The organism is Pseudooceanicola profundi, assembly GCF_050897955.1.
GTDB lineage: Bacteria > Pseudomonadota > Alphaproteobacteria > Rhodobacterales > Rhodobacteraceae > Pseudooceanicola.
In genome coordinates, this window is sequence record NZ_JBPAXZ010000001.1 from 2402369 (window position 1) to 2424767 (window position 22399).

Sequence of the window (22399 nt, forward strand, 5' to 3'; positions counted from 1 at the left end):
GACGCCCGTGCTGCAAGATGATGCGCTCAAGATGATGAAATACCTGCTCGCACTCTTCCTGGCGCTGACCGGGTTGATGATGGTGGCCGCCCCGGTCGCCGTCATGGCCATGTCCGGCTCCATGCTGTGCGAGCAACAGGCCAGCCTGACCATGGAACAGGCGGCACACCAGCCTGCGACCGCCGCGATGGCTCATTCCCACCATGGGATGGACCACGATATGCTTCAGGTGGTCGAGACTTCGGACGTAGCTTCGACGGATTCAGCACCGATCTGCTGCGATCATGCCTGCGTGGCGGAGTTGACGGTGATGCCAGTGACGTTCGGCAGCGGCCAGCCTGCGTCAGGCGCGCCGCATGACCTGTCATCGTCCGACCTGACCGAACTGACGCACCCGAACGGGCTGCGACGACCTCCGAAAGCGTGATCGAGCTGTCGTAGGGCGCCAACCGGCGCCTGCTCTGCTGATCCCTTCCGGAGACCAATCATGAAGATCCTCTTGGCGGCCGCCGTGCCGCTTGCGCTCGCGGGCTGTTCACAGCCGTTCGAGCCCCCTCTCGCCGCGCCCCTCACCCGGGCCGCCGACCCAATGACCGCTCGCGCCGCCCCAGCCGGGCCCGCCGTCGCACATTCCTCACGCGCGATCGAGGCGCCGGGTGATTGGCGCCAGTTGAACGACGCGCAGGCGCCCGGAGGGTCGTCATGAGAAGGACCTTCAGGATGGGTGTCGCCATGCTGCCGCTGGCCCTCGCGGCTTGTGCGGATGCGGGGCTGGTTGGCCAGGCCTCGGCCCCAGGTGCGGGGTTTTCGCTGGTGTCCAGCGGGACAAAACAGGCCACCGGCGCGTCGGGCGTCTGGGCGCAGTCGGCTGCTGAGGTGGCCGCGAACGAGGCGCGGGCCCGAGCTCTGGTTCATCGCAAGACCATCGGACCCGACACCGCCGTGCAGGTGGCGCTGATGAACAACCGGAGTCTTCAGGCGGCCTATGCCGATCTGGGGCTCTCGGCGGCGGACCTCTGGGAGGTTGCCATGGGTCCGGTGCCCTCGTTCGGCGTAACCATCTCGGGCATCGGTGAGGTCGGGCTGGCCCGGTCGCTGGAAGCTGTGGTGACGGGCGCGATCCTCGACGCGGCGACCGTGAAACCACGCCGGGCGATTGCGCAGACGAAGTTCCAGCAGGCACAGTTCGCCGCCCTCGGCGCGACGATCGAGCTGGCGACAGAGACGCGTCAGGCATGGATCGACGCGGTTTCAGCCTTCGAGGCCGCGGCGCTGATCGGGCGGGCGCAGGGAACGGCGGATGCGGCATCGGAGCTCGCCGCCGAACTGGGGCGCACCGGGGCCATGAACCGGGCCGATCAGGCGCGGGAGCATGTGTTTACCGCGGAACTTGCCGCCGAACGGGCCGATGCCCGGCTGGAGGCGCAGCTGGCGAAGGAGAAGCTGACCCGGCTCATGGGGCTCTGGGGTGCGGATATCGACTTCTATGTGCCGGATCGGCTGCCGGGCCTCCCCGGTCGCAGGCCCGGCAGGTCGGATGTCGAGAAGCTGGCGCTGAAACACCGCACCGACCTCGCCATTGGACGGTTGGAGCTGGAGGCCATCGCCCAGGAATACCGGCTGGAAGGCCGGACGCGGATGCTCTCGGATATCGAGATCACCGCAGGCGCAGAGGTCGAGCGCTCCGACACGCCCACGGGACGGGAAACCGAGACCGCGCGCGTTCTGGAAGCAAGCTTCGAGATCCCGCTCTACGACACTGGCAAGCTGACCAGCCGCCGGGGCGAACTGGCCTACATGCGCGCGGCGAACGAGTTGGCGCAGGCGGCGGTGAATGCAAGGTCCGAGGCCCGGTCGGCCCATGCCGCCGTCACCGGCAAATACAACATTGCCCGGCACTGGCGTGATGAGGTCCTGCCGCTGCGCCGCACGATAGATGAGGAGGCGCTGAAGTCCTACAACGGCATGCTCACCTCGACTTTCGAACTGATCACCGACGCCCGCGAGGGCCTCGAAGCCGAACTCAGCTATGCCGAGGCGAAGGCCGATTACTGGCACGCCGAGGCAGCCATGACCGCCGCCATATGGGGCGGGTCGACAGGAGGTGCAGAATGAACCGCAGACAACTTCTGACCGCAGGGGCCGGCCTTGCCATGGCCTCGGCCGCACAGGCGCAGACCCGGTTCCGGGACCTTCCCGAAGCGGCGAGCTATGACAGCCCGAACACGCAGGTCCCGCCGCGCCCGTCCAACGGCCCGGACTACAACCCGGTCGTCACGCTGAACGGCTGGTCGCTGCCCTGGCGCATGAATGGCAATGTGAAGGAGTTCCACCTTGTCGCCGAGCCGGTCGAACGGATCATGGCCAACGGCATGATGGCGCGCCTCTGGGGCTACAACGGCCAGTCCACCGGCCCCACCATCGAGGCGGTCGAAGGCGAGCGCGTGCGCATCTATGTCACCAACCGCCTGCCCGAGCATACGAGCGTGCATTGGCACGGGCTGATCCTGCCCTCGGGCATGGACGGTGTCGGCGGCCTGTCGCACCCCGCGATCCCGCCCGGCAAGACCTTCGTCTACGAGTTCGACCTGACCAAGTCCGGCACCTTTATGTATCACCCCCATGCGGACGAGATGGTGCAGATGGCCATGGGGATGATGGGCCTCTTCATCGTGCATCCGCGCGATCCGGCCTTCATGCCGGTGGACCGGGACTTTGCCTTCCTGCTGGCCGCCTACGACATCGATCCGGGCACCTACATCCCGCGGGTGGCCGAGATGACCGACTTCAACATGTGGACCTGGAACAGCCGGATTTTTCCGGACATCGACCCGTTGGTGGTGAGCAAGGGCGACCGGGTCCGCGTGCGTTGCGGCAACCTGACGATGACGAACCACCCGATCCACATGCACGGCTACGATTTCGAGGTCACCTGCACCGACGGCGGCTGGGTGCCCGAAAGCGCCCGATGGCCCGAGGTCAGCATCGACATCCCCGTGGGCGCCATGCGCGCCTACGAATTCGACGCCATCCACGAAGGCGACTGGGCGATCCATTGCCACAAAAGCCATCACACGATGAACGCCATGGGCCACGACCTTCCGACCTTCATCGGGGCCGACAAACGCAAGCTCACCGGCATGATCCGGCGCGAAACGCGCGGCTACATGCCCATGGGCACCGCCGGTATGGCGGACATGGCCGAGATGTCGATGGAGATTCCAGAGAACACCGTGCCGATGATGACCGGCTGGGGCCCCTATGGCCCGCTGGAGATGGGCGGCATGTTTAGCGTCGTGAAGGTGCGTGACGGTATTGCGCCCGGCGATTATTCGGACCCCGGCTGGTATGAGAATCCGCCCGGCACCGAAGCCTGGGAATGGACCGGCGAGCTTCCGGAGGAGGCGCGCAACACCAGCCCCGACACCATCATCTCTCCCCCCGACCATGTGCGTCGCGGCTGATTTCCCCCGGCGGCCGGCCTGTCCGGGCGCATCCCCTCTCGTCTTGAAAGGACAAAAGAAATGAAAACTCTGATCGCGCTTGCCGTGACACTCTTTACCGCGACAGCGGCCATCGCGTCGGGCGACCACGCCGGATCGCATGATGCCGCCCATGGCACCATGGAGATGAGCATGGGCAAGATCACCAAGATCGACACCCAGTGGAACCGCCTGACCATCGACCACGGCCCTCTGGCCAACCTCGGCATGGAGGGCATGACGATGACCTTCGAAGTCGCCGACCCGGCGATGATGGAAGGCCTAAGCGAGGGCCAGGAGATCGAGTTCGTCGCCGACCGTGTAAAGGGCAAGCTGACGGTCACTGAGATCGAGACCGAGTAATCCATCCGGTTAGTTTCGTGGTGGGGCGTTCCGGGACACCGGGGCGCCCCTTCCTGTGTCACGACCTCGTGTGGTTGCGATGGATCAAGGAAAATCGCTTCAATCTGCCAGACGATGAAGGCGCGATATCTCACCCCAGGAGGATACCATGAAACGTCTCGCGATTCCCCTCGCGCTGCTCGCGCAACCAGCTTTTGCAGACCCGGAGGGCTATGATCACATGATGAACTGGGGCTATGGCTACGGTCCCGGCATGATGTTCGGACCGGTCCTCTGGCTGATCGTCCTTGGCCTGATCGTGGCCGCGGTCATCTGGTTCGTCCGCCGCATGGATGATCACGCCCCGGGCGGCAAGTCCCGCGGCGCGCTGGCAGAACTCGACATGAGGTTCGCCCGTGGCGAGATCGACGCCGATGACTACGCCGCCCGGAAGGAGCTGCTCGCCAGCTGACCGGCGCCTACAGTCAGGCTGTCAGTTGGCGGCGTGCGTCCGCTGGCTCTGCACCTCCTGCGCCCGCTCGGGCCAGGTGGACCGGATGAAGGCAAGGATATCCAGCACCTCGTCTTCAGTTAGGGTGCCCTCAAAGGCCGGCATCCCGCTTTTGAACCCGGTGACGCCCCGGGCTTCCAGCGCGGCCCGCCCCCCCTTGAGCGTGTATTCGAGGAGGAGCGGCGTATCGTGGTGCCATGTATGGCCGGTCACATCGTGCGGAGGCGCGGGCAGGATGCCGTCCTCTCCGGGCGTGCGCCAATCGGGCTGGCCTTCCAGCTTGGTGCCATGACAGGAGGCGCAGCTCTCAGCATAGAGAGCGGCACCGGCTTCGATGTCGCGATCCGATAGGCTGTGATCGGCCTGCGCCACCGTGGCAACGCAGGTAAACAGAACCGTGGCCAGCCTCATTTTACGCGGAAGTCCCCGTGGCAGGCACCACAGGTCTTCCCGATCTGCTGCATCGCCGTTCCAAGGTCCGCCGAGGTCTGGATGGTTCCGACCAACCCGCCCGAGACATCTGCAAGTTCCGTTGCATGTGCCGTGAATCTGTCGAAGTCGTCCCAGATGACCGGAAGGGCCTCGGACTTCGGATCAAGCGCCTTCTTTTCGAAGAGCGACGGGATATAGCCCGCCTCCTCCGAGATCTTGGCCAAAGCCGCGTCGATGGCTTCCGCGTCGAATGCGGTCTCACCCTTGGCCATGCTGCCGATGACCTTCATCTGCTTGGCCAGTTCCGACATGCCCATCATGCGGTTCATGACATCCGCATCCTTCACGCCGCTGTGGGCGAAGGCCGCGGTGCCGGTAGCGATCAGGGCGATCGTGATGTATTTTTTCATGATATTTCCTTCCTGTTGAGGGGATTAGCTTACATTGATCCAAGTGGTCATGCCCGAGGCCGCATGGCCGAGCATGTGGCAGTGGAACAGCCATTTACCGGGGTTGTCGGCAACAAAGGCGATCTCCAGCGGTTCGTCCGGATAGCTGAGGATCGTGTCGCGCATCGGGCCGAGGGTTCCGTCCTCGGCCACCTGCCGGAAGTGTTGTCCGTGCAGATGCATTGCGTGCGCAAAGGCGGTGTCATTGGTCAGCTTGACGCGCACCGTCTCACCCCGGTCGAGGCTGGCGAATGGCGTGTCGGTCATGCCGACCTGACCCGCCAGCGCCCAGAACAGGCCTTGCCCCGCCATCTCGCGAAACCCCATAGAGCGGCCGTTCATCATGGCGCCGGACATGCGCCCCATGGCTCCGCCCTCCATGGCCATTTCGAACCGCTGGGCGCTGTCGATCCCCGGCACCTCCATACGCGGGTTCGGTGGCAGGGCGGCGGGCGTGTCGCGCCGAGTGGCGGATGCCGTGCCTTTAACCGGGAACCGCGCCTGTGACCGCCATTGGTCGTCGTCGTCGAACCTGACCAGAGCCGCTGTGTCCCCCTCCTCCGCCGTCACATCTACGATCAGGTCGATGCGCTGAGCGGGGGCGAGGATCAGCTCGGCGGCCACCGGCTCCGGCGTGGGCAGCGGCATGCCGTCCAGCGCGACGGCCCAGCCGACGAGGCCCGCCAGTCGAAGCACGAAGACCCGCGCATTGGACGCGTTGATCAGGCGAAGACGCAGGCGCTCGTTGGCCTTTACATCGCGGGCGTAGTCATGGGTCCCGTTGGTGCCCAGCAGGTTGCCGAGACGACCGCCATGGCTGAGGCTCATCGGATGGCGGAACGGCTCCATGAACTGCGCGTCCTCGGGGTTGAGCAGCCAGTCATCGAGGACCAGCACCTCGTCCCGGTCGACCTCCGGCGCGTCGGGTTCCTCGACTATCAATGCGCCTGAAAGCCCGCGCGCCACCTGCTCGAACGAGTTGGTGTGCGCGTGATACCAGTAGGTTCCGGCGTCCGGCACGGCGAAGTCGTAGTCGAATGTTCCGTCAGGCGGAACTGCCTCCTGCGTCAGCCCGGCCACGCCGTCCATCGCGTTGTCAATACGGATGCCGTGCCAGTGGATCGAGGTCGGAACCGGCAACTCGTTCACCAAGCGGCGGGTCACGCGTCCACCCTGCGGCACGCGCAAGATTGGGCCGGGCATGGTGCCGTCGTAGCTCCAGACTTCGGTCGGGGCGTATTTCGGTGGGGCAATTTGTGCGGTGGTGACGCGGGCGGTCAGCGTCTGCGGACCGGCTGCACGCACCGGCAGAGTGGCCAAGCCGGCCGTTCCCGCCATCGCGCCGCAGAAGGCGCGTCGTGTCATGCGAAGGGTCATGTCACTCGATCCCGTTGGCGCGCTGAAGTTCGCGGACATAGGCAACGATATTGCCAACATCGGCCTTGGTCAGCCCAGACTGGGCGGGCATGTCGCCGAAGGGCCAGTGATGGGCCGGAACTCCGTTCTGCACCGCCATCACGAAAGCCATGTCGGCGTGATGGTTCGGCTCGTAAATCTTGTGGACCAGCGGCGGGCCGAAACCCATCTTGCCGGTTGCGTTGGCCCCGTGGCAGGCGGCGCAGGTCGCGTCGAAGGCCCGCTGCCCCATCATGGCATCGGCGGACAGCGTGTCGGGCACCTTGATCGAGACGAGCGGTTCGCCTTCGGCTGGCGGCACGCTTGGCTCAGGGGCAGTGGGCCGGGTGAGGAAGTAGGCTCCGCCTCCAATGGCAACGATGGCCAGGGCGGCGGGAAAGATCTTGTTCATGGGTGATGATCCCGAAGGGTCCGGCCAGGCAGACCAGACAACTCAATGAACTGCGAGCAGTGTCACAGTCGCGGCTTCAAAACCGTCAGGATCGTGGAGGTGGCAGGTCGCGGGAGAGGGTAATGGATCGCGCGTCGATCGTGTCGTTCGGGCGGATGGTGCGGGTCACCACCGGATCAATCGTAAACGACAGAGCGACCGGCAGTGCATGAACTGCCGGACCACAGCCCGCCGCGTGATGACAGTCGATGCCCGAGGTGTGCCCTACAGTGTCGTCCATGTCCGGGCAGTTCGCGCAGTCGCTATCCATGGTCACGGCACCCATCTCGGCATGCGGCATTTCATGCGCCTGTGCCGCTCCGGGCAGAGACGCCCAGGCCGTGATTATCAGCGCGATGATAACAAGGATATGCCGCACAGGACCCCCGGATGAATGACCGGACTATGACGCGATGCGCGTTGCAAGGTCAACTGCGGCGGGCCATCACACTTCCGTTCATCCGGCAAATGCCCGCACGCCCATCCAGATGCCCATGAGCATCATCATCAGGTTCTCGGTCAGCGAGATGAACCCGAGCGGCACATTCGAGTCCCCGCCGACGCAGGCGCACTTCAGTTCGCGCTTGTCGATGTAGACCGCCTTGAACACGCTCACCGCGCCGATCGTCCCGATGAAGAGCGCCACAGGGGCCGAGATCCAAGGCAGGACCCCAGCCGTCATCAGGACGCCGGCCAGCGCCTCGCCATAGGGATAGACCTTGCCGTAAGGCACCCATCTTTTCGCCAGAAAGTCGTAGTTGAGGAACATGGTCGAGAACTGTTCGACATCCTGCAACTTCTGGATCGCCAGAACCGACATCGACAGCGAGATGAACCAGACAAAGCTCTGCCATGTCAGAACGGTGCCATACTTATGCCAGGCCAGACCGAGCGCCAACAGCGCGCAGACCGAAAAGATCGCGATCACGGGCCGGTAGCTTGTGTCGCTCTGCTCCTCCTTCGGCGGGTCGATCCCGAGAAAGATGCGCAGCTCGTCGTGGCCGCCGATCCGCTCGCCATCGACGAAGGTCTGCGGGGTTGTCTTCACATCGTGCTGCCGCATGAAAGCGTCCGTCTCTTCGCGGGTCTTGAGATGGTGGTCCTCCACCTCGTAACCGTGTGTTTCGAGCAGGTGCTTCGACTTCAGGCCATAGGGGCAAGTGTGCTCTGGCATGACCATGCGGTAGAGGGCGGCCGTCTTTTTGGTGTCCTTGGACATGTCGATCTCCTCAGTTCGCGCAGGTGAACTGGCCGCGGAACCCTGCGGTGTAGTCGGGCCCGGCTGTAACGATCAGGTCTTTCAGGTCGCCGTTTTCCGTCTGGTTGACCTTTGCAGTCAGCGGGTCGGCCTCAAAGCCGTCGCCGTCGGCCTCAAGCCGGACAAGGTCGCCGCTGATCCGGATCAACGCGCCCTCGTCGCCCGTCACCAGCACCGGCGGACTGGTCTCTGTATAGGTGAAGCGGCAGGCGACACCGTCGGGGAAGACCTTTGCGATATCAGCTTCGGTCAGGAACTCAGGGTCGACGGTCTTGACGACCTCGGACGACAGCGCCTCGGCAGCGTCCGTAAGCTCCGGCGCCGCGGCGGCAGGTCCCGGCTGCGCCTCACCATTAGCGGCGATGTCGGCGATCAGGTAGCGCATCTCCGCGACCTCCTTGTCCTGCGCGTAGACGATGCTGTCCGCCAGTTCGCGCACCCGGGGATCGGTCAGATTAGCGCGGGAGGAGGTCATGATCGCGATGGAATGGTGCGGGATCATCGCGCTCATGTAGGACCGGTCCTGCACAGTGACCTGGCTGCGGACCAGCCAGAGCGCCCCAGCGAAAACCACGACTGACCCGGCAAAGATCGCGATATTGGCGGTGCGGTTCTTATACATGCCGAGCATGAAGGCCAGCATCACGAAGGCCATGACGGCCCCCATGACCAGTGCCATGTAGGCCCGCGTTTCCGACCAGAACACATGGCCGACGAGGTAGGTGTTCAGATACATCAGACCGAGCATCAGCAGGGTCGAGGTCGCGATCATGAGGAAAAAACGGGTGTAGGCCATCGGGGTTCTCCTGTGGGTGTCAGGAGATTAACAACCCTCCAGTGGCTGGATGTTCCCGAAAAAAGTCACGAAGCCCGTAGGAGTGCGGAAGTTGTTCTGCGCAGGTATCCGCAATCTGGCTGAAAGCGGTCATTCCTCGCGATCATCTCGAAAGTCGGCTTAGGGCCGGGAGCCGACCCGGCCATGACCTCAGCTTTGCCGCAAAAGGATTACCTCATCCAAATACTCCGCCAAGTTGCGGACCCGAGCCGTCATACTCCGCTCCAGCATGGTCTGCGTATGATGTGCCAACAAACGGGACGCTCTCAAGTAGACTGGTGCCCTCCGGAGTCATGTCTGCAATGTCTGGAAAAGCCGCCGCTTTTGCTAATGCGCCTGCCTCAGACTGCCCGTCATCATAAAAGATTTTGCTCAGTAGGCTGGCTTCTCCGGCGGAAGCGACCGCCCCAAGGATCGTCTCAGGAACTGCGGGGGTCGCCACTGGATCGTTCGACAGCGCGGATGCAAACCCGTCGGTTGCGCCAGATGAATCCTGACCAAGCGCGGCGTCTACATCCGAAGTGATCGAAGCCAGCGCCTCGGATGCAGTGCCGAGGTTATTGTCCGGAACGCCGAGCGCGGTGGTGATGGCCTCGGTCGCATCTCCGATATCTGTCATCGACGCGATGTCCTGTGACAAAATCAGGGATGAACTGACCTCAATCGTGGTTGTGAGGCCTCCTATCGCCTCGCTGAGGTCAGTTTGGATGCTGCCTGTTATTTCACTGAGGGTCTCGGTGGCCTCGGTGACAGCCGTCAGGTCGGAAACAGGGTTGTATAGGTTTGCGACGTCGGACGGGATGGGCTCTTCCAAGGGGTCCGAAAGTGTCCCGACGATGTCATCTCCGAGTTCGGAGAGCGAAGAAATCTCGTCGAAAAGGCCGGATGTCGATTGAGAAACGGCCGTGCCCAAGTCAAGCATGGCGGTAGACAGGGCCGTCTGGGTCGCTGCCGTGACCGATTGCGATATTTCGGAGGCCATCGCGCTGAAGTCACTCGTAGGTTGTGACGAAGCTTCCTGCACTGAACGCGGCGCAGTCGAGGGATCACCGGTTGACCCGGCGACGGCCGTCTGTCCGATGCTGATTTCATCGGGATCGACCGGCACCGACGGATCGCTGGCGGCCTGTTGTTCGCCCATGTTGCCGTTTTGCCGGACAGCCTCGTCCTGAACACTCTTCGGTGCATCAGGCGCCTGCGGCGCATCTGAGGTATCTGAAGTATCGGTTTGCCCGGAATGGGCGTCCTCTCTCGGAGGAACCTCACCATCGTGAACACTGCTGCGCTGATCAGATGCCCCCTCGGACGCGGCAAAGTCGGTCTCCTGAACCCGACTTCCCTGGCCCTTTGCATCCTCCGCTGCTACCAGCCGACCCGGATCAAGCACCCCAAGCAGCATCGCGCCGGTCGCGGCACCCGCCACCATGGCCTCTGAACCGGACGCGGCGGGGCGATCCTGGCGGGCCTCGCTTCGGGCTTTGCGCGGTATCTGGGTCATCGTCGGCTCCTTTCAATCTTCCCGGAACGCCGTGTCTATCTGGTCGAGCAGTGGCGAGGTCAGGTAGGCGATCAGCGTGCGGGCGCGGGTGTCAATGATGATCTCCACCGGCATTCCCGACTGAAGATCGACACCGAGCGTGGTGACCTCCTCCGGGTCCGGGCGGATGGTCACGGCATAGTAACTGCGGCCCGTCCGCTCGTCGGTGAAGGCGTCGGCCGAGATCGTGTCGACCGTGCCGTGCAGCTCGGGCCGGTCGCTGCGCGGGAAGGCCAGCAATTCCAGCCGGGCGGGCTGGCCCTCGCGGATGTCATGCAGGTCGGTGAGTGCCAACTGGCCCTGCACTACGAAGGGGGTGTGGGATGGCACAATCTGCATCAGCGTCGCTCCGGGTTCGATCACGCCGCCTTCTGTGAATACCGACAGCCCGACGACGCGGCCCGTCGCGGGCGCACGGACCTGCATTCTTGCGAGCTGGTCCGCAGCGGCATCGATCTGTGGGGCGACGGCGGCCAGTTCGGCCTGCGCGGTCTCGATCTCCTGCGAGATCGCAGCCTGCCGATCCCGGTCGAGCCGCGCGATCTCTGCACGGGCTTCAGCCACGGACTGCGCGGCAGCGGCCGCCTCGGATCGCTTTGCGGCGAGGCTCGCCTTCAACGTCGAGACCTGCCGTTCAAGGTCCAGCACCTGCGGCCGCCGCGCCAGCCCCTTGTCGAGCAGAGTCGTCGCATCGGCCAGCTGGTCCTCTGTCAATTCGACCTGAGAGGTCAGGCCTTCGACTTCCGCTTCTGCCCCTGCGATCTGCTGGCGCAACTGGTCGATGCGCCGCTCGATCACCGTGACGGCCGATCGCTGCTGTTCCCGGCGCGAGGCCAGGAGGGCAGTCTGGGTGGCGCGGGCCTCGGTTGCAGCAGTGGAGGCCGCGGCCGCGGCTTCCGGGTAGTCCGGCGCGTCCAGCCCGTCCCGTTCAGCGACCAGTCGGGCCATCTGTGCCCTCAGTGCCTCGCGTTTCGTCAGCAACACGTCCCGCTGTGCGCGGGCCTGCGTGTCCGACAAGGTCATCAGAACGTCGCCCCTCTCGACCGTATCTCCATCTTCGACGGCAAGATCGGCGATCACGCCGCCAAAGGGATGCTGCACGGCCTGCGAGCGGCCCTCCACGGCGAGGCTGCCGCGTGCGACGGCGGCATCGGACAGCGGCACGAAAACGCTCCACCCGACCAGCCCGGCTACGAACAGGGCAAGGACAGCGACCCCGATCCGGATCGGGCCGCGCGGCTCGGAATAGGCGATGCGGGCCGTGGTGGCGTCGGTCATCATGCGGCCCCCTGCATCTGCGGCACAACAGTCTGCTTGATATGCTCAAGCACGGCATCCGGCTTGCCCTGAGCCTCAAGACGCCCGTCGCGGACAAAGAATAGCCGGTCCGCGACTTCCAGCACGTTCATCCGGTGCGTGATCAGCAGGATGGTCGTGCCCCTGGCCTTGAGCGCAGCCAGAGCATCGCGCAGCCCCGCCTCGCCACGGTCGTCGAGATTGGCATTCGGCTCGTCCAGCACCAGCAGTTGCGGATGGCCCAGAAGCGCCCGCGCAAGGCCCAGCCGCTGGCGTTGCCCGCCCGAGAGGCCAACGCCGCCGGGGCCGAGAACCGTGTCGTAATGCTTGGGCAGGTCCATGATCAAGTCGTGTATCCCGGCGGCTTTTGCGGCGGCAATCACGTCATCGACCTCTGCGTCACCAAAGCGCGCGATGTTGGCGCGGACGGTTCCGGCGAACAGGCCCACGTCCTGCGGCAGGTAGCCGATCTGACGGCCCAGTTCGGTCCGGTCCCATTTGCCGTAATCCATTCCACCATAGCGCAACCGACCGTCACCGGGGTCGATCGCCCCGATCAACAGCCGGGCCAGTGTGCTCTTGCCGGAACCAGAGGGGCCGACGATGCCGATGGCCTCTCCGGGCGTGATCTCGAAGGTCACCTCGCGCAGGATGGGCTTGGTCTGGCCCGGCAAGGTAAAGCTGACCGCCTCGGCCGTCAGGGTGTTGGCGGCAGCCGGGACGATGGTGCGGTCGGTCTCGGCCGGGACCTCGTCAAGCAGCGCGCTTACCTCGCGATAGCCGCTGCGTGCCTCGCTGAACTGGCGCCAGGTGCCGACGCCCTGTTCTACCGGCACCAGAGCGCGGCCAAGAATGATGGACGAGGCAAAGATCGTCGCGGGCATGATCTGCCCGTCAATCACCAGCCAGGCGCCCGTCCCCAGCATCATGGCCTGCAACAGCAGCCGGGCAAAGCGGATGGTGGCCGAAACGACCGCGTTCCGATCCGAGGCGATGGCCTGTGTGACCAGCATCCGGTCGCGATCGCCACGCCAGTGCGTCTCGATGGCGGGGCGCATCCCCATGGCGACGACCACGTCGGAATGGCGCAAGATGTTTTCGGAAAAGCCGAAGGCGCGGTTGGCAGCGTGCTCGCTTGCCGAGAGCGATGGCCGGGTCAGTCGCTCGTTCAGAAGCGCCAGCCCCAGCAAGGCCAAAGCGCCGAAGGTGGCGATGACGCCAAGCAGCGGTGCTATTAGGAAAAGGAGGATCAGGTAGACCGGGATCCACGGCAGGTCGAAGGCGAAATGCACCCCCGGCCCGGTGATGAAGGTCCGGAACTGGTCAAGCCGCTGAAGCTGCCTTGCGCCTTTGGAGAAGCCCTGCTGCGCCGACCGTTGGATCAGCGCGCTGAACACCCGCGTCGACAGCGCCGCGTCCGGCCGCAGGCCGCAGCGGACCAGCACCTGCGCCCGCATGGCGTCGAGGAACCCCATAGTCGCGAGCGCGACCAGCAGGATCAGGGTAAGCAGGAGTAGGGTGGTGACGCTCTCGCTGACCAGCACGCGGTTGTAGATCTGCATGAGGTAGAGCGGCGAACTGAGATAAAGCAGGTTGATCGCCCCGCTGAACAGACCCGCAAAGGCGAAGCCCACGCGCTCATGGCGCAGCGCGTCCTTGATCTCGTTGCGGCTCTCGGGCCGAAGCTCGGCATCGGGCGGGTTATCGAAAATACCTTGGAGGAAAAGAAACGGCGGGGACCCGAAGGCCCCCGCCATCCGGCAGCTTAGAACAGACCGCCGAGGAGGCCGTCGCTGTCGCTGTCCGACGCGCTGGCGGACTCACTCATGGAGCTCGTGCCGATCATCACCGGAGCGCCGACGCCGAAGCCGATGCCGCCGATGCCAGTGAACGAGGTGGCCTCGTCGCCGCCGTCATCCATCGAGGAAAACGACAATATGTCGGTCGCCCCGAAGCTTGCGCCCGGGTTCGCGCCGATTTCGGTCATCGAGCTGTCCGAGGAGCTCTCGAAGGAGGTGGAGGAAGAGTCGCCAAGAAGTTCGCTGAGGATGGACATTGCGGTGTCCTTTCATATCGAGTTTCTGGTTTCGCCCCGGTCGGCCGATCTCGGTCCGAGCCGGGGCAGCGCCGGTCATCATGATCGACGTTGCAAGGAGAAGAGGCGAAAAAGCCAACAAGTTCCAGCATTTGCCGGTCACGATAATTTTGAGCAGGAGGCGGAATGGCGCTGAAACTTTCTGACGGTTGACCCGTAGGAGAGCCTGACACCCTGCAAATCCTGCATTCGACATGGTCAAGATTTTTCGCCCCTGCTCATCAGGCGACGGCTCGATGGCAGCACGAGCGGAACATTGCTCGGGAATTCTCCCGAAAGAGGATAGGGCGCGAGTGCCTGCCGGGCCGAGCGGGTCTATTCTTGGAGATTACCCTCGACGGCTCGGTAGAGGCGGGTGCATCACTTCGATTGGCTTGCAAGACTGAAATATCGGAATGGCTGCTTTGACGGATGTGAGGTCCTGGTTCCTGCCCTGCGGAACGTCAGCTGTGAGCCGGTCGCGTTCTCGACAGGCTATCTCTTTTCAGCAGTCAAAGCCTTCGGCAGGCCCTCACTCCACTTGCGCAGTTCATCCAGGAAACCCAAGGCTGTGCGCCCGAAATCAGTTATTTCGTAAACCACGGTGATCGGGGCGGTTTCACATACCTCACGCCTGACCAGCCCTTGGTCTTCGAGTTGCCGTAAGCGTTCCGTGATCATCTTCTTCGATGCGCCGCCGATCATCCGGGCGAGGTCGTTGAACCGCACCGGCCCATCCTTGACGTGCCAGAGGATGGAGCCGGTCCATTTCCCTCCGATGATCCGCATCCCGCGCTCGATAGCGCAGGGCTCGGTGCAGGCATTGGCCGCGCTCCGTCGACCTGCACCGTCTACTTCGATCTTTGCATCCATCGTTTTGCACTCCGCTGATCCATTTAGGTTTAGGTTACTAAAAGTATACTGGTTGCTTTTGCTTCCCGCCAAGGTCATCTCATCCCGGACCCCGCCGAAGTCAAGCGGGCACAGCAACGGAAGAGACGATATGAGCAAGATCCACATCCTGAACGGCGCGCAGCCTTACGAATTTGCCCCCGGTAAACTCAACGAAACGCTGGCGGAGCGCGCCAAGACTACATTTGAGGCACAGGGGCACGAGGTCCGCCTGAGCACGGTCGCGACCGGTTACAAAGTTCAGGACGAGGTTGAGACCCATCTCTGGGCGGATGTGGTCCTTCTGCAATTCCCGGTAAACTGGATGGGCGTGCCGTGGTCATTCAAGAAATACATGGATGAGGTCTACACAGTAGGTATGGGCGGGCAGCTCAGCAATGGCGACGGCCGAAGCGCCGCCGCACCGAAAGCGAATTACGGCATGGGCGGCAAGCTGGCAGGCACGCGTTACATGATCTCGGCCACCCTGAACGCCCCGGCTGAAGCCTTCGGCGACCCGGCTGAGCCGTTCTTCGAGGGCATGTCTCTGGATGATCTCCTCCGCCCGGTCCATCTGAACGCCAGGTTCTTTGGCATGACGCCGCTGCCGACCTTCGGGGCCTTCGACGTGATGAAGAACCCCGACGTGGCCTCCGACCTCGCCCGGTTCGACGCCCATCTTGCCATGACCTTCGGGGAGGTTGCCAATGACGCGGCCTGATATCGTCCTCTACACCGCGAACACCATGAACGGCTGGAAGCCCTTGATCTTCCTGCACGAGGCACAGATCGACTACGAGCTGGTGCCGATCGATTTCGGGAAGAAGGAGCAGAAAGCGCCCGATTACATGCTCCTGAATCCAAACGGGCGTATTCCGACCATCGTGGATCGCGGCGCGGATGATTTCGCAGTATTCGAGAGCGGCGCGATCCTGTGGTATCTCGCCGAGAAATACGACCGGTTCCTCAGCCACAACCCCAAGGAGCGCTCGGAAACGCTGCAATGGCTGATGTTCCAGATGGGTGGGATCGGCCCGATGATGGGCCAGGCGATGTTCTTCCAGCGGATCGCCAAGCCGAATGGCGATGAGGTGCCCTACGCCATTCATCGCTACGTGACCGAAAGCCGCCGCCTGTTGGAGGTGCTGGATACGCGGCTCGCAGGGCGCAAGTGGCTGGTAGGAGATGCGATGTCCATTGCGGATATTGCGACTTACCCTTGGGCGCGCAGCTACTTCTGGGCGACTGTGAGCGTCGACGGATTGCTGAACCTTCAAGCGTGGTTCGACCGCATCGACGCCATGCCGCGGGTTCAGGAGGCCCTGCAACTGCCAGAGCCGCGACCGTCTGCTTTCGGTCAGGGCGACACGGATGCAGCGGCCGCGGAGAACGCAGCCAGGTTCCGCTAAACACCTGACGCGCTGTCTCCGGGGTTGGTCCGGCCAGCGCGTTACATGTTCTGAAATAGTATCGGCTCGGATCAATGTCCGCTTGAAGGTGCTGCGATGCGGCATCCAGGCTGTATTTGAATGTCGGGAAAGGGCCGGGAGCGAACTTGGTCGTTACGCCGGACAGCAACCATTCGCTGCGTCCTTGGGCAAGCGACAGCTTCGGCCGCGGGGAGTTGCTCGGCGTCACACCTCACGCACAGGCAGTTTGCTCGATGCCTTCATCTCTTTCAGCGACAGGTTGGACCGAATACTGGTCACGCCAGGCAAGCGTCGTAATGTGCTGTCGACAAAGGCGCTGTAGTCGTCCAGATCGCGGGCGACCACGATCAACAGGAAATCGTCCGCGCCGGTGGTGTTGTGGCAGGCGAGGATGTTGGGGGTCACCTCGATAATACGTTGGAATTCGGCTGTGGCCGTCTGATCGTGTTCCGAGCAGCTCAATTGAACGAAGGCCATGACCCCGAGCCCCAGCTTTCGCCGATTGAGCTGAGCTTGGTAGCCCTCGATGATGCCCATTTCTTCCAGTTTCTTGAGCCGCCGCCAGCACGGTGTTTCGCTCATGTTCAAGTGCTCGGCCAGTTTGGCGTTGGTCATTCGCCCGTCGCTTTGAAGCAGTTCGAGAATCTGAGCGTTGACTGTGTCGATGCCTGACATGGGAAGAGTCCTCTCATCATCTTTTCAAGCGTAGGGGGTTCTGCCCCAAATAATCGCCTGAAGGGGCAGAATAGCAAGGTAATTTCCTCTCCGGTCGGTAGCTTGGTCTCAAACAGACCTCACAATCGAAAGATCCTGCCATGAAAGCTGTCCTGTTCGAGAAATTCCAAGAAGTCCCGAAAGTCGTGACTGTCGCGGACCCAACACCCGAGCCGCATGGTGTGGTGCTCAAGGTCGAAGCCACCGGCGTCTGCCGCAGCGATTGGCACGGCTGGATGGGGCACGACAGCGACATCGACCTGCCGCACATCCCCGGCCATGAACTGGCCGGTGTGGTCGAGGCCGTCGGCAAGGATGTGAAGAACTGGAAGGTCGGCGATCGGGTCACCGTGCCGTTTATCTGTGGCTGCGGGTCGTGCAGCGAATGTCATGCAGGTCATCAGCAGGTGTGCCTGCACCAGGAACAACCCGGTTTCACCCATTGGGGCAGCTTCGCGGAATACGTGCCGATCCATCAGGCCGACCTGAACGTGGTCGCCTTGCCCGAGACCATGGATTTTGCCACGGCCGCAAGTCTGGGGTGTCGGTTTGCCACGTCGTTCCGGGCCGTGATCGACCAGGGCAAGGTGAGCGCGGGACAGTGGGTTGCCGTGCATGGCTGCGGCGGCGTCGGTCTGTCTGCGGTGATGATTGCCAGTGCGGCGGGGGCAAACGTGATCGGCGTCGACCTCGACCCGGCGAAACTGGCGCTGGCCAAGGAACTTGGCGCAGTTGCGGCCATTGATGGCAAGGGTGACGTGGTCGAAGCGATCAAGGAAATCACCAAGGGTGGCGCGCATGTCTCGCTTGATGCGCTTGGGCACCCCGCCACAATGACCAATTCGATCCTGTGCCTCCGCCCTCGGGGCAAACATATTCAGGTCGGCCTCATGCTGGGCGACCACGCCGCCCCTGCGGTGCCGATGCCGAAGATCGTGGGGCAGGAAATCGAGTTGCTTGGCTCCCACGGGATGCAGGCGCACCGCTATGGCGCGATGCTCGATATGGTCGAGAGCGGCAAGCTTAACCCGGCCCGGCTGGTCGGCGACAAGATCGGCATCGACGCCGCGCCGGAAGCGCTGATGAACATGGATAAGTTCCAGTCCGTTGGCGCGACCGTGATCACGAGCTTCTGAGCCTTGAACCGTTTTGGCCGTGGAGAACTTACATCCATCAGCCGTGACCATCGTCTGCGAGTGGATCGCCCAGAACATGGCTCTGGCACGGGTTGGTGCTCCTTTAGGTTGCCAATGATCTGCGCTTCACTGACACGGTTTTTCCGCATCATTTTTCTCCTCGAATGGAGAACATGATAACCTCAAACCGCAGACGTTTCAGGGGGCAGGTCGGTGTGCCGCGCACCCTCGGCATCGACTTTAGCGCAGCAGGCCGATGCCCGCGCAGGCACTTTCATTGCCGCCGCAGCAATCCTTCAGCAGAAAGCGCACAAGCCCGTTCACCGCATCAAGCCGCGGGGCATACTGGATCTCGCGGTGGTGGCGTTCGGTGCTGACCAAACCGGCGCGTTTCAGCGTGGCCAGGTGCCCCGACAGGGTTGATGGCTTGATGTTCAGCAGCCGCCCCACTTCCATCGCCGGTGTTCCTTCGGGCCCGCGCTGCACCAGCAGCCGAAAGATCTCGAGCCGAGTGTCATGGGCGAGGGCGCTGAAAGCGTCAATGGCGGAAGGCTGGTCCATATTTCGTCATTACGCGAAATGAAGCGTATTGACAAGCCAGCCTGTGCTGACCTACCCATCACTCACTTCGTAAATACGCGAAATGACAGATTGATGACAGACTGGAGTTAGACCATGTCCGACACTGCCGCCCCGATGGGCCGCTTTGAACGCCTTCTGACCCTTTGGGTGGCCATCGCCATGGTGGCCGGTATCGCCATCGGCACCGTGACGCCGGAGTTGGTCGATGCCATTGCCGCGGCCGAGGTGGCGTCGATCAATCTTGTCGTAGCCGTGCTGATCTGGGCGATGGTCTACCCGATGATGGTCAGCGTCGATTTCGGCGCAGTTGCCGGGGTGGCACGGCAGCCGAAGGGGTTGCTGGTGACGCTTGTCGTAAACTGGCTGATCAAGCCTTTCACCATGGCCTTTTTGGCGGTGCTGTTCTTTGAATATATCTTCGCGCCCTGGATCGCGCCCGAGGATGCGGCTCAGTATATCGCCGGGTTGATCCTGCTGGGGGCCGCGCCCTGCACCGCGATGGTGTTTGTCTGGAGCCAGCTGACCCGGGGCGATGCGACTTACACACTGGTGCAGGTGTCGGTGAACGACCTGATCATGGTGGTGGCCTTCGCGCCCATCGTTGCGCTGCTGCTTGGCGTGACCGAGATCGTGGTGCCGTGGGGCACGCTGGTCCTCGCGACGGTGCTTTACGTGGTTCTGCCGCTCGTTGCGGGCCTGATCACCCGTCGCGCGTTGGGATCCGAGGCCGCCATCGGTGCCTTTACCGCGCGGATCAAGCCGTTGTCGATGATCGGGCTGATCGCCACGGTCGCCATCCTCTTCGGCTTGCAAGGCGACACAATCCTGTCGCGCCCGGGCATCATCGCGCTGATCGCGGTGCCGATCCTGATTCAGAGTTACGGGATTTTCGCCCTGGCCTACGGCGCGGCCTACCTGCTGAAGGTGCCGCACCGGATCGCCGCACCCTGCGCCATGATCGGCACCTCGAACTTCTTCGAGCTGGCGGTGGCCGTAGCGATCAGCCTTTTCGGCCTGAATTCCGGTGCGGCACTGGCCACGGTGGTGGGGGTGCTGGTCGAAGTGCCGGTGATGTTGTCGCTGGTCGCTTTCGCTAATCGCACCCGGGCGCGGTTTCCGGAAGTTGCAGATGGAGCCTAAGCCATGATCGTCATTCATCACAATCCCGACTGCGGCACCTCGCGCAATGTACTGGCCTTTATTCGCGCCGCCGGGGTGGAACCGGTCGTCATCGACTACCTGGCCGAAGGCTGGACCCGTCCGCAGCTTCTGTCGCTGTTTGCCGCCGCCGATCTGACCCCACGCAGGGCGTTGCGCGAAACGAAATCCCCGGCGCAAAATATGGGGCTTCTGGCAGACGACGTTTCTGACGAGAGGATCCTGAACGAGATGCTGGAACATCCGATTCTGGTGAACCGGCCCATCGTCTGCACGCCCAAAGGCGTGCGCTTGTGCCGCCCCTCTGAGGCCGTTTTCGACCTGCTCGACCGACTGCCACCCGGCCCGCTATACAAGGAAGATGGCCAGTTGGTGATTGACGAAACCGGTGCCCGCCCATGAGCGATACACCCCAGATCACCGATGCCGCTTTCGTGCCGATCGACGCGGACGCACTCTTAAACATGAAGCGCAGCACCCACGCCCCACGCATCCTGATCCTTTATGGCTCCCTCCGCGACCGCAGCTTCTCACGCTTCGCGGCTGAGGAAGCGGCGCGTATCCTCACCCGGTTCGGCGCCGACGTGAAGATCTTCGATCCTCGCGACCTGCCCATGCCCGACGGCGCCCCCGCCGATCACCCCAAGGTGGCCGAACTGCGTGACCTGGTGACGTGGTGCGAAGGCATGGTCTGGTCGTCGCCCGAACGACATGGCGCGATGACGGGCATAATGAAAAGCCAGATCGACTGGATCCCGCTGTCGCTTGGCGGTGTGCGGCCGACGCAAGGCAAGACGCTGGCGGTCATGCAGGTGTGCGGCGGCTCGCAGTCGTTCAACACGGTCAACCAACTGCGCATCCTCGGCCGCTGGATGCGGCTTTTGACCATTCCCAACCAGTCCTCAATCGCCAAGGCCTGGGATGAGTTCGATGACCACGGTCGCATGAAGCCTTCCCCTTATTACAACCGCATTGTCGACGTAATGGAGGAACTGGTGAAATTCACCCTGATGACCCGCGACATCCGCGACCATCTGGTGGATCGCTATTCCGAACGGGTTGAGGACCACGCAACGCTCTCGGCCCGGGTCAATCAGGCCAAGGCCGTGTGATGACCGGATTGGCGGCAGGGATCGACCGGGCTCTGGCGGTATTGGGGTTGGACCCGCATCGTTTTTCCCAGGCCCAACCTGAACGGGCGGAAAGGTTGGCGTTCTGGCTGCTGGGCATGGCTCAGACCGTCGGATACGGCGCGTTCTTCTATATCTTTGCGGCGCTGCTTCTGGCTTGGGAGCAGGCCTTGCCTTACGGGAAGAGCTGGCTGGCGTTCGCGCTCATGTGTGCCACGCTGACGGCGGCAGTGGTGTCGCCCTTTGCCGGTCGCATGATCGACGCGGGCCGGGGCCGCTGGTTGCTGACTGGCGGGCTGGCTGTCGGCACACTGTCGCTGCTGCTGTTGGCCGGGTCACAAAGCTACCCGGTCTTTTTCCTCGCGTGGCTGGGTCTTGGCGTGGCCGAGGGGCTGTGCCTTTATGAACCCTGCTTTGCTTTCGTGACCCGCACCGCCCATGATCGTGCGCGCAGAGGCATCACGCGGATCACCCTTGTGGCGGGCTTTGCCTCGACCCTTGCCTATCCGGCGGGGGCCTTCTTGGCAGAGGCCCTGGGCTGGCGCGGAGCGGTGCTGTGCTTTGCCGGGGCGGTGGCCTTGGTCGGGGTGCCGGCCATGTTCGCCGGGGCCACGATGCTGGAATGCTGCCCTGAGGACGAGCAGTCGACTGAGCGCAAAGCAGGTGACCGCGCCGCCTTTGTTGCCGCACGTGCCCGGCCGGAATTCTGGCTGATCCTGCTGGCATTTTCGCTGATCGGCCTCGCCTATGGGATGATCATAACCCATGTCATGCCGATCCTGACCGATCGCGGGCTCACCCTTGGACAGGCGGTGCTGGCGGCCTCGCTATTTGGACCGATGCAGGTCGCAGGCCGTCTTGCGATGATGGCTGCGGGGCACCGGGTGACAGGCGTGACGGTGGCAGCGATGTCTTTTGTCGGTGTGACATGCGCAATCGCCGTTTTGTTGTTCATAGTGCCTGCCATGCCGCAAGCTGGCTTTGCCTTTGCGCTACTTTTCGGGGCAAGCTTTGGCGTCATCAGCATCCTGAAGCCGGTTGTGATGGCAGAGGTTCTCGGCCGTCGCAGTTTTGGCATGATCGCAGGGTCCATGGCGGTGCCGTTCCTGATCGCCGGAGCCATCGCCCCTCAGGCGGCCGCCTTGCTTTGGCGCCTCTCCGGCTACGACCTCGCTTTGGTCGTGGCGCTTGGATTGTCGGCACTTGCGCTCGCCGCGCTGGCGCTGCTGATCCTACGGGGGCGACAACGAGACATTTGAGCAAACGCGCCACAAGAATTTCGGCGGAACCGGTCTG

General features: G+C 63.3%; 26 protein-coding genes. 12 read left to right on the forward strand and 14 right to left on the reverse strand.

All coding sequences use genetic code 11. From position 1 onward, the window contains the following. Positions 1-7 precede the first annotated feature (7 nt). From ACRARG_RS12035 to ACRARG_RS12055, 5 genes are all read left to right on the forward strand, one after another. A complete protein-coding gene (locus ACRARG_RS12035) occupies positions 8-427 on the forward strand; it encodes a hypothetical protein (protein WP_432690251.1) in 420 nt (139 codons plus the stop codon). A gap of 275 nt (positions 428-702) precedes the next feature. Continuing rightward, positions 703-2115, forward strand: coding sequence for a TolC family protein (locus ACRARG_RS12040; protein ID WP_432690252.1), 1413 nt, complete (start codon positions 703-705; stop codon positions 2113-2115). Then, on the forward strand, positions 2112-3464 hold the full coding sequence (locus ACRARG_RS12045) for a multicopper oxidase family protein (protein WP_432690253.1): 1353 nt from the start codon (positions 2112-2114) through the stop codon (positions 3462-3464). Before ACRARG_RS12040 ends, ACRARG_RS12045 begins: the two co-directional genes overlap by 4 nt. 60 nt (positions 3465-3524) lie before the next feature. Next, positions 3525-3845, forward strand: coding sequence for a copper-binding protein (locus tag ACRARG_RS12050; protein WP_432690254.1), 321 nt, complete (start codon positions 3525-3527; stop codon positions 3843-3845). 148 nt (positions 3846-3993) lie between these two features. Beyond that, positions 3994-4296, forward strand: a complete 303-nt coding sequence (locus ACRARG_RS12055) for an SHOCT domain-containing protein (protein ID WP_432690255.1) — start codon at positions 3994-3996, stop codon at positions 4294-4296. Between the two features lie 21 nt (positions 4297-4317). On the opposite strand, the gene ACRARG_RS12060 is transcribed toward ACRARG_RS12055, so the two are convergent. The 12 genes from ACRARG_RS12060 to ACRARG_RS12115 all read right to left on the reverse strand — a co-directional run bounded on the left by ACRARG_RS12060 (position 4318) and on the right by ACRARG_RS12115 (position 14935). Continuing rightward, positions 4318-4746, reverse strand: a complete 429-nt coding sequence (locus ACRARG_RS12060) for a c-type cytochrome (RefSeq protein WP_432690256.1) — start codon at positions 4744-4746, stop codon at positions 4318-4320. After that, positions 4743-5177, reverse strand: a complete 435-nt coding sequence (locus ACRARG_RS12065; protein WP_432690257.1) for a c-type cytochrome — start codon at positions 5175-5177, stop codon at positions 4743-4745. The genes ACRARG_RS12060 and ACRARG_RS12065 overlap by 4 nt, the downstream gene beginning before the upstream one ends. Before the next feature lie 24 nt (positions 5178-5201). Next, positions 5202-6593: a multicopper oxidase family protein gene (locus ACRARG_RS12070; RefSeq protein ID WP_432690258.1), complete on the reverse strand. Its 1392-nt coding sequence runs from the start codon at positions 6591-6593 to the stop codon at positions 5202-5204. A gap of 1 nt (position 6594) precedes the next feature. Then, a complete protein-coding gene (locus ACRARG_RS12075) occupies positions 6595-7023 on the reverse strand; it encodes a c-type cytochrome (protein WP_432690259.1) in 429 nt (142 codons plus the stop codon). A gap of 85 nt (positions 7024-7108) precedes the next feature. Then, positions 7109-7441, reverse strand: coding sequence for a hypothetical protein (locus ACRARG_RS12080; protein ID WP_432690260.1), 333 nt, complete (start codon positions 7439-7441; stop codon positions 7109-7111). 78 nt (positions 7442-7519) lie between these two features. After that, entirely contained in the window at positions 7520-8281 is a 762-nt protein-coding gene (locus ACRARG_RS12085; protein WP_432690261.1) for a MauE/DoxX family redox-associated membrane protein, read from the reverse strand. 10 nt (positions 8282-8291) lie between these two features. Then, entirely contained in the window at positions 8292-9116 is an 825-nt protein-coding gene (locus ACRARG_RS12090; protein ID WP_432690262.1) for a DUF6692 family protein, read from the reverse strand. A gap of 214 nt (positions 9117-9330) precedes the next feature. Continuing rightward, positions 9331-10653, reverse strand: a complete 1323-nt coding sequence (locus ACRARG_RS12095; protein ID WP_432690263.1) for a hypothetical protein — start codon at positions 10651-10653, stop codon at positions 9331-9333. A gap of 12 nt (positions 10654-10665) precedes the next feature. Further along, positions 10666-11970 carry an HlyD family type I secretion periplasmic adaptor subunit gene (locus ACRARG_RS12100; protein ID WP_432690264.1) on the reverse strand — a complete coding sequence of 435 codons (1305 nt, stop codon included), beginning with the start codon at positions 11968-11970 and terminating at the stop codon, positions 10666-10668. Further along, the gene (locus ACRARG_RS12105; protein WP_432690265.1) at positions 11970-13745 is read right to left on the reverse strand and encodes a type I secretion system permease/ATPase; all 1776 of its coding nucleotides are present in this window, start codon (positions 13743-13745) and stop codon (positions 11970-11972) included. The genes ACRARG_RS12100 and ACRARG_RS12105 overlap by 1 nt, the downstream gene beginning before the upstream one ends. Before the next feature lie 8 nt (positions 13746-13753). Next, positions 13754-14044 (reverse strand): hypothetical protein, encoded by a 291-nt coding sequence (locus ACRARG_RS12110; protein WP_432690266.1) that lies wholly within the window; start codon positions 14042-14044, stop codon positions 13754-13756. Between the two features lie 513 nt (positions 14045-14557). Beyond that, on the reverse strand, positions 14558-14935 hold the full coding sequence (locus ACRARG_RS12115; RefSeq protein ID WP_222268575.1) for a winged helix-turn-helix transcriptional regulator: 378 nt from the start codon (positions 14933-14935) through the stop codon (positions 14558-14560). Positions 14936-15065: 130 nt separating this feature from the next. Here ACRARG_RS12115 and ACRARG_RS12120 point away from each other — a divergent pair, with 130 nt between their 5' ends. Beyond that, positions 15066-15674, forward strand: a complete 609-nt coding sequence (locus ACRARG_RS12120) for an NAD(P)H-dependent oxidoreductase (protein WP_432690267.1) — start codon at positions 15066-15068, stop codon at positions 15672-15674. Then, positions 15661-16362 (forward strand): glutathione S-transferase family protein, encoded by a 702-nt coding sequence (locus ACRARG_RS12125; protein ID WP_432690268.1) that lies wholly within the window; start codon positions 15661-15663, stop codon positions 16360-16362. Before ACRARG_RS12120 ends, ACRARG_RS12125 begins: the two co-directional genes overlap by 14 nt. Before the next feature lie 225 nt (positions 16363-16587). On the opposite strand, the gene ACRARG_RS12130 is transcribed toward ACRARG_RS12125, so the two are convergent. Next, a complete protein-coding gene (locus tag ACRARG_RS12130; RefSeq protein ID WP_432690269.1) occupies positions 16588-17058 on the reverse strand; it encodes an Lrp/AsnC family transcriptional regulator in 471 nt (156 codons plus the stop codon). A gap of 140 nt (positions 17059-17198) precedes the next feature. Here ACRARG_RS12130 and ACRARG_RS12135 point away from each other — a divergent pair, with 140 nt between their 5' ends. Then, on the forward strand, positions 17199-18233 hold the full coding sequence (locus tag ACRARG_RS12135) for a zinc-dependent alcohol dehydrogenase family protein (RefSeq protein ID WP_432690270.1): 1035 nt from the start codon (positions 17199-17201) through the stop codon (positions 18231-18233). A gap of 240 nt (positions 18234-18473) precedes the next feature. Here the strand turns inward: ACRARG_RS12135 and ACRARG_RS12140 are convergent, their stop codons facing one another. Then, positions 18474-18794 (reverse strand): ArsR/SmtB family transcription factor, encoded by a 321-nt coding sequence (locus ACRARG_RS12140; protein WP_432690271.1) that lies wholly within the window; start codon positions 18792-18794, stop codon positions 18474-18476. Positions 18795-18908: 114 nt separating this feature from the next. On the opposite strand from ACRARG_RS12140, the gene arsB reads away from it, so the two are divergent. The 4 genes from arsB to ACRARG_RS12160 are packed head-to-tail and all read left to right on the forward strand — an operon-like array spanning position 18909 to position 22362. After that, entirely contained in the window at positions 18909-19955 is a 1047-nt protein-coding gene (gene arsB, locus ACRARG_RS12145) for an ACR3 family arsenite efflux transporter (protein ID WP_432690272.1), read from the forward strand. 3 nt (positions 19956-19958) lie between these two features. Continuing rightward, positions 19959-20375: an arsenate reductase family protein gene (locus ACRARG_RS12150; RefSeq protein ID WP_432690273.1), complete on the forward strand. Its 417-nt coding sequence runs from the start codon at positions 19959-19961 to the stop codon at positions 20373-20375. Further along, positions 20372-21085, forward strand: a complete 714-nt coding sequence (gene arsH / locus ACRARG_RS12155) for an arsenical resistance protein ArsH (RefSeq protein ID WP_432690274.1) — start codon at positions 20372-20374, stop codon at positions 21083-21085. The genes ACRARG_RS12150 and arsH overlap by 4 nt, the downstream gene beginning before the upstream one ends. Beyond that, on the forward strand, positions 21085-22362 hold the full coding sequence (locus ACRARG_RS12160) for an MFS transporter (RefSeq protein WP_432690275.1): 1278 nt from the start codon (positions 21085-21087) through the stop codon (positions 22360-22362). Before arsH ends, ACRARG_RS12160 begins: the two co-directional genes overlap by 1 nt. The last annotated feature ends 37 nt before the right edge of the window (positions 22363-22399 follow it).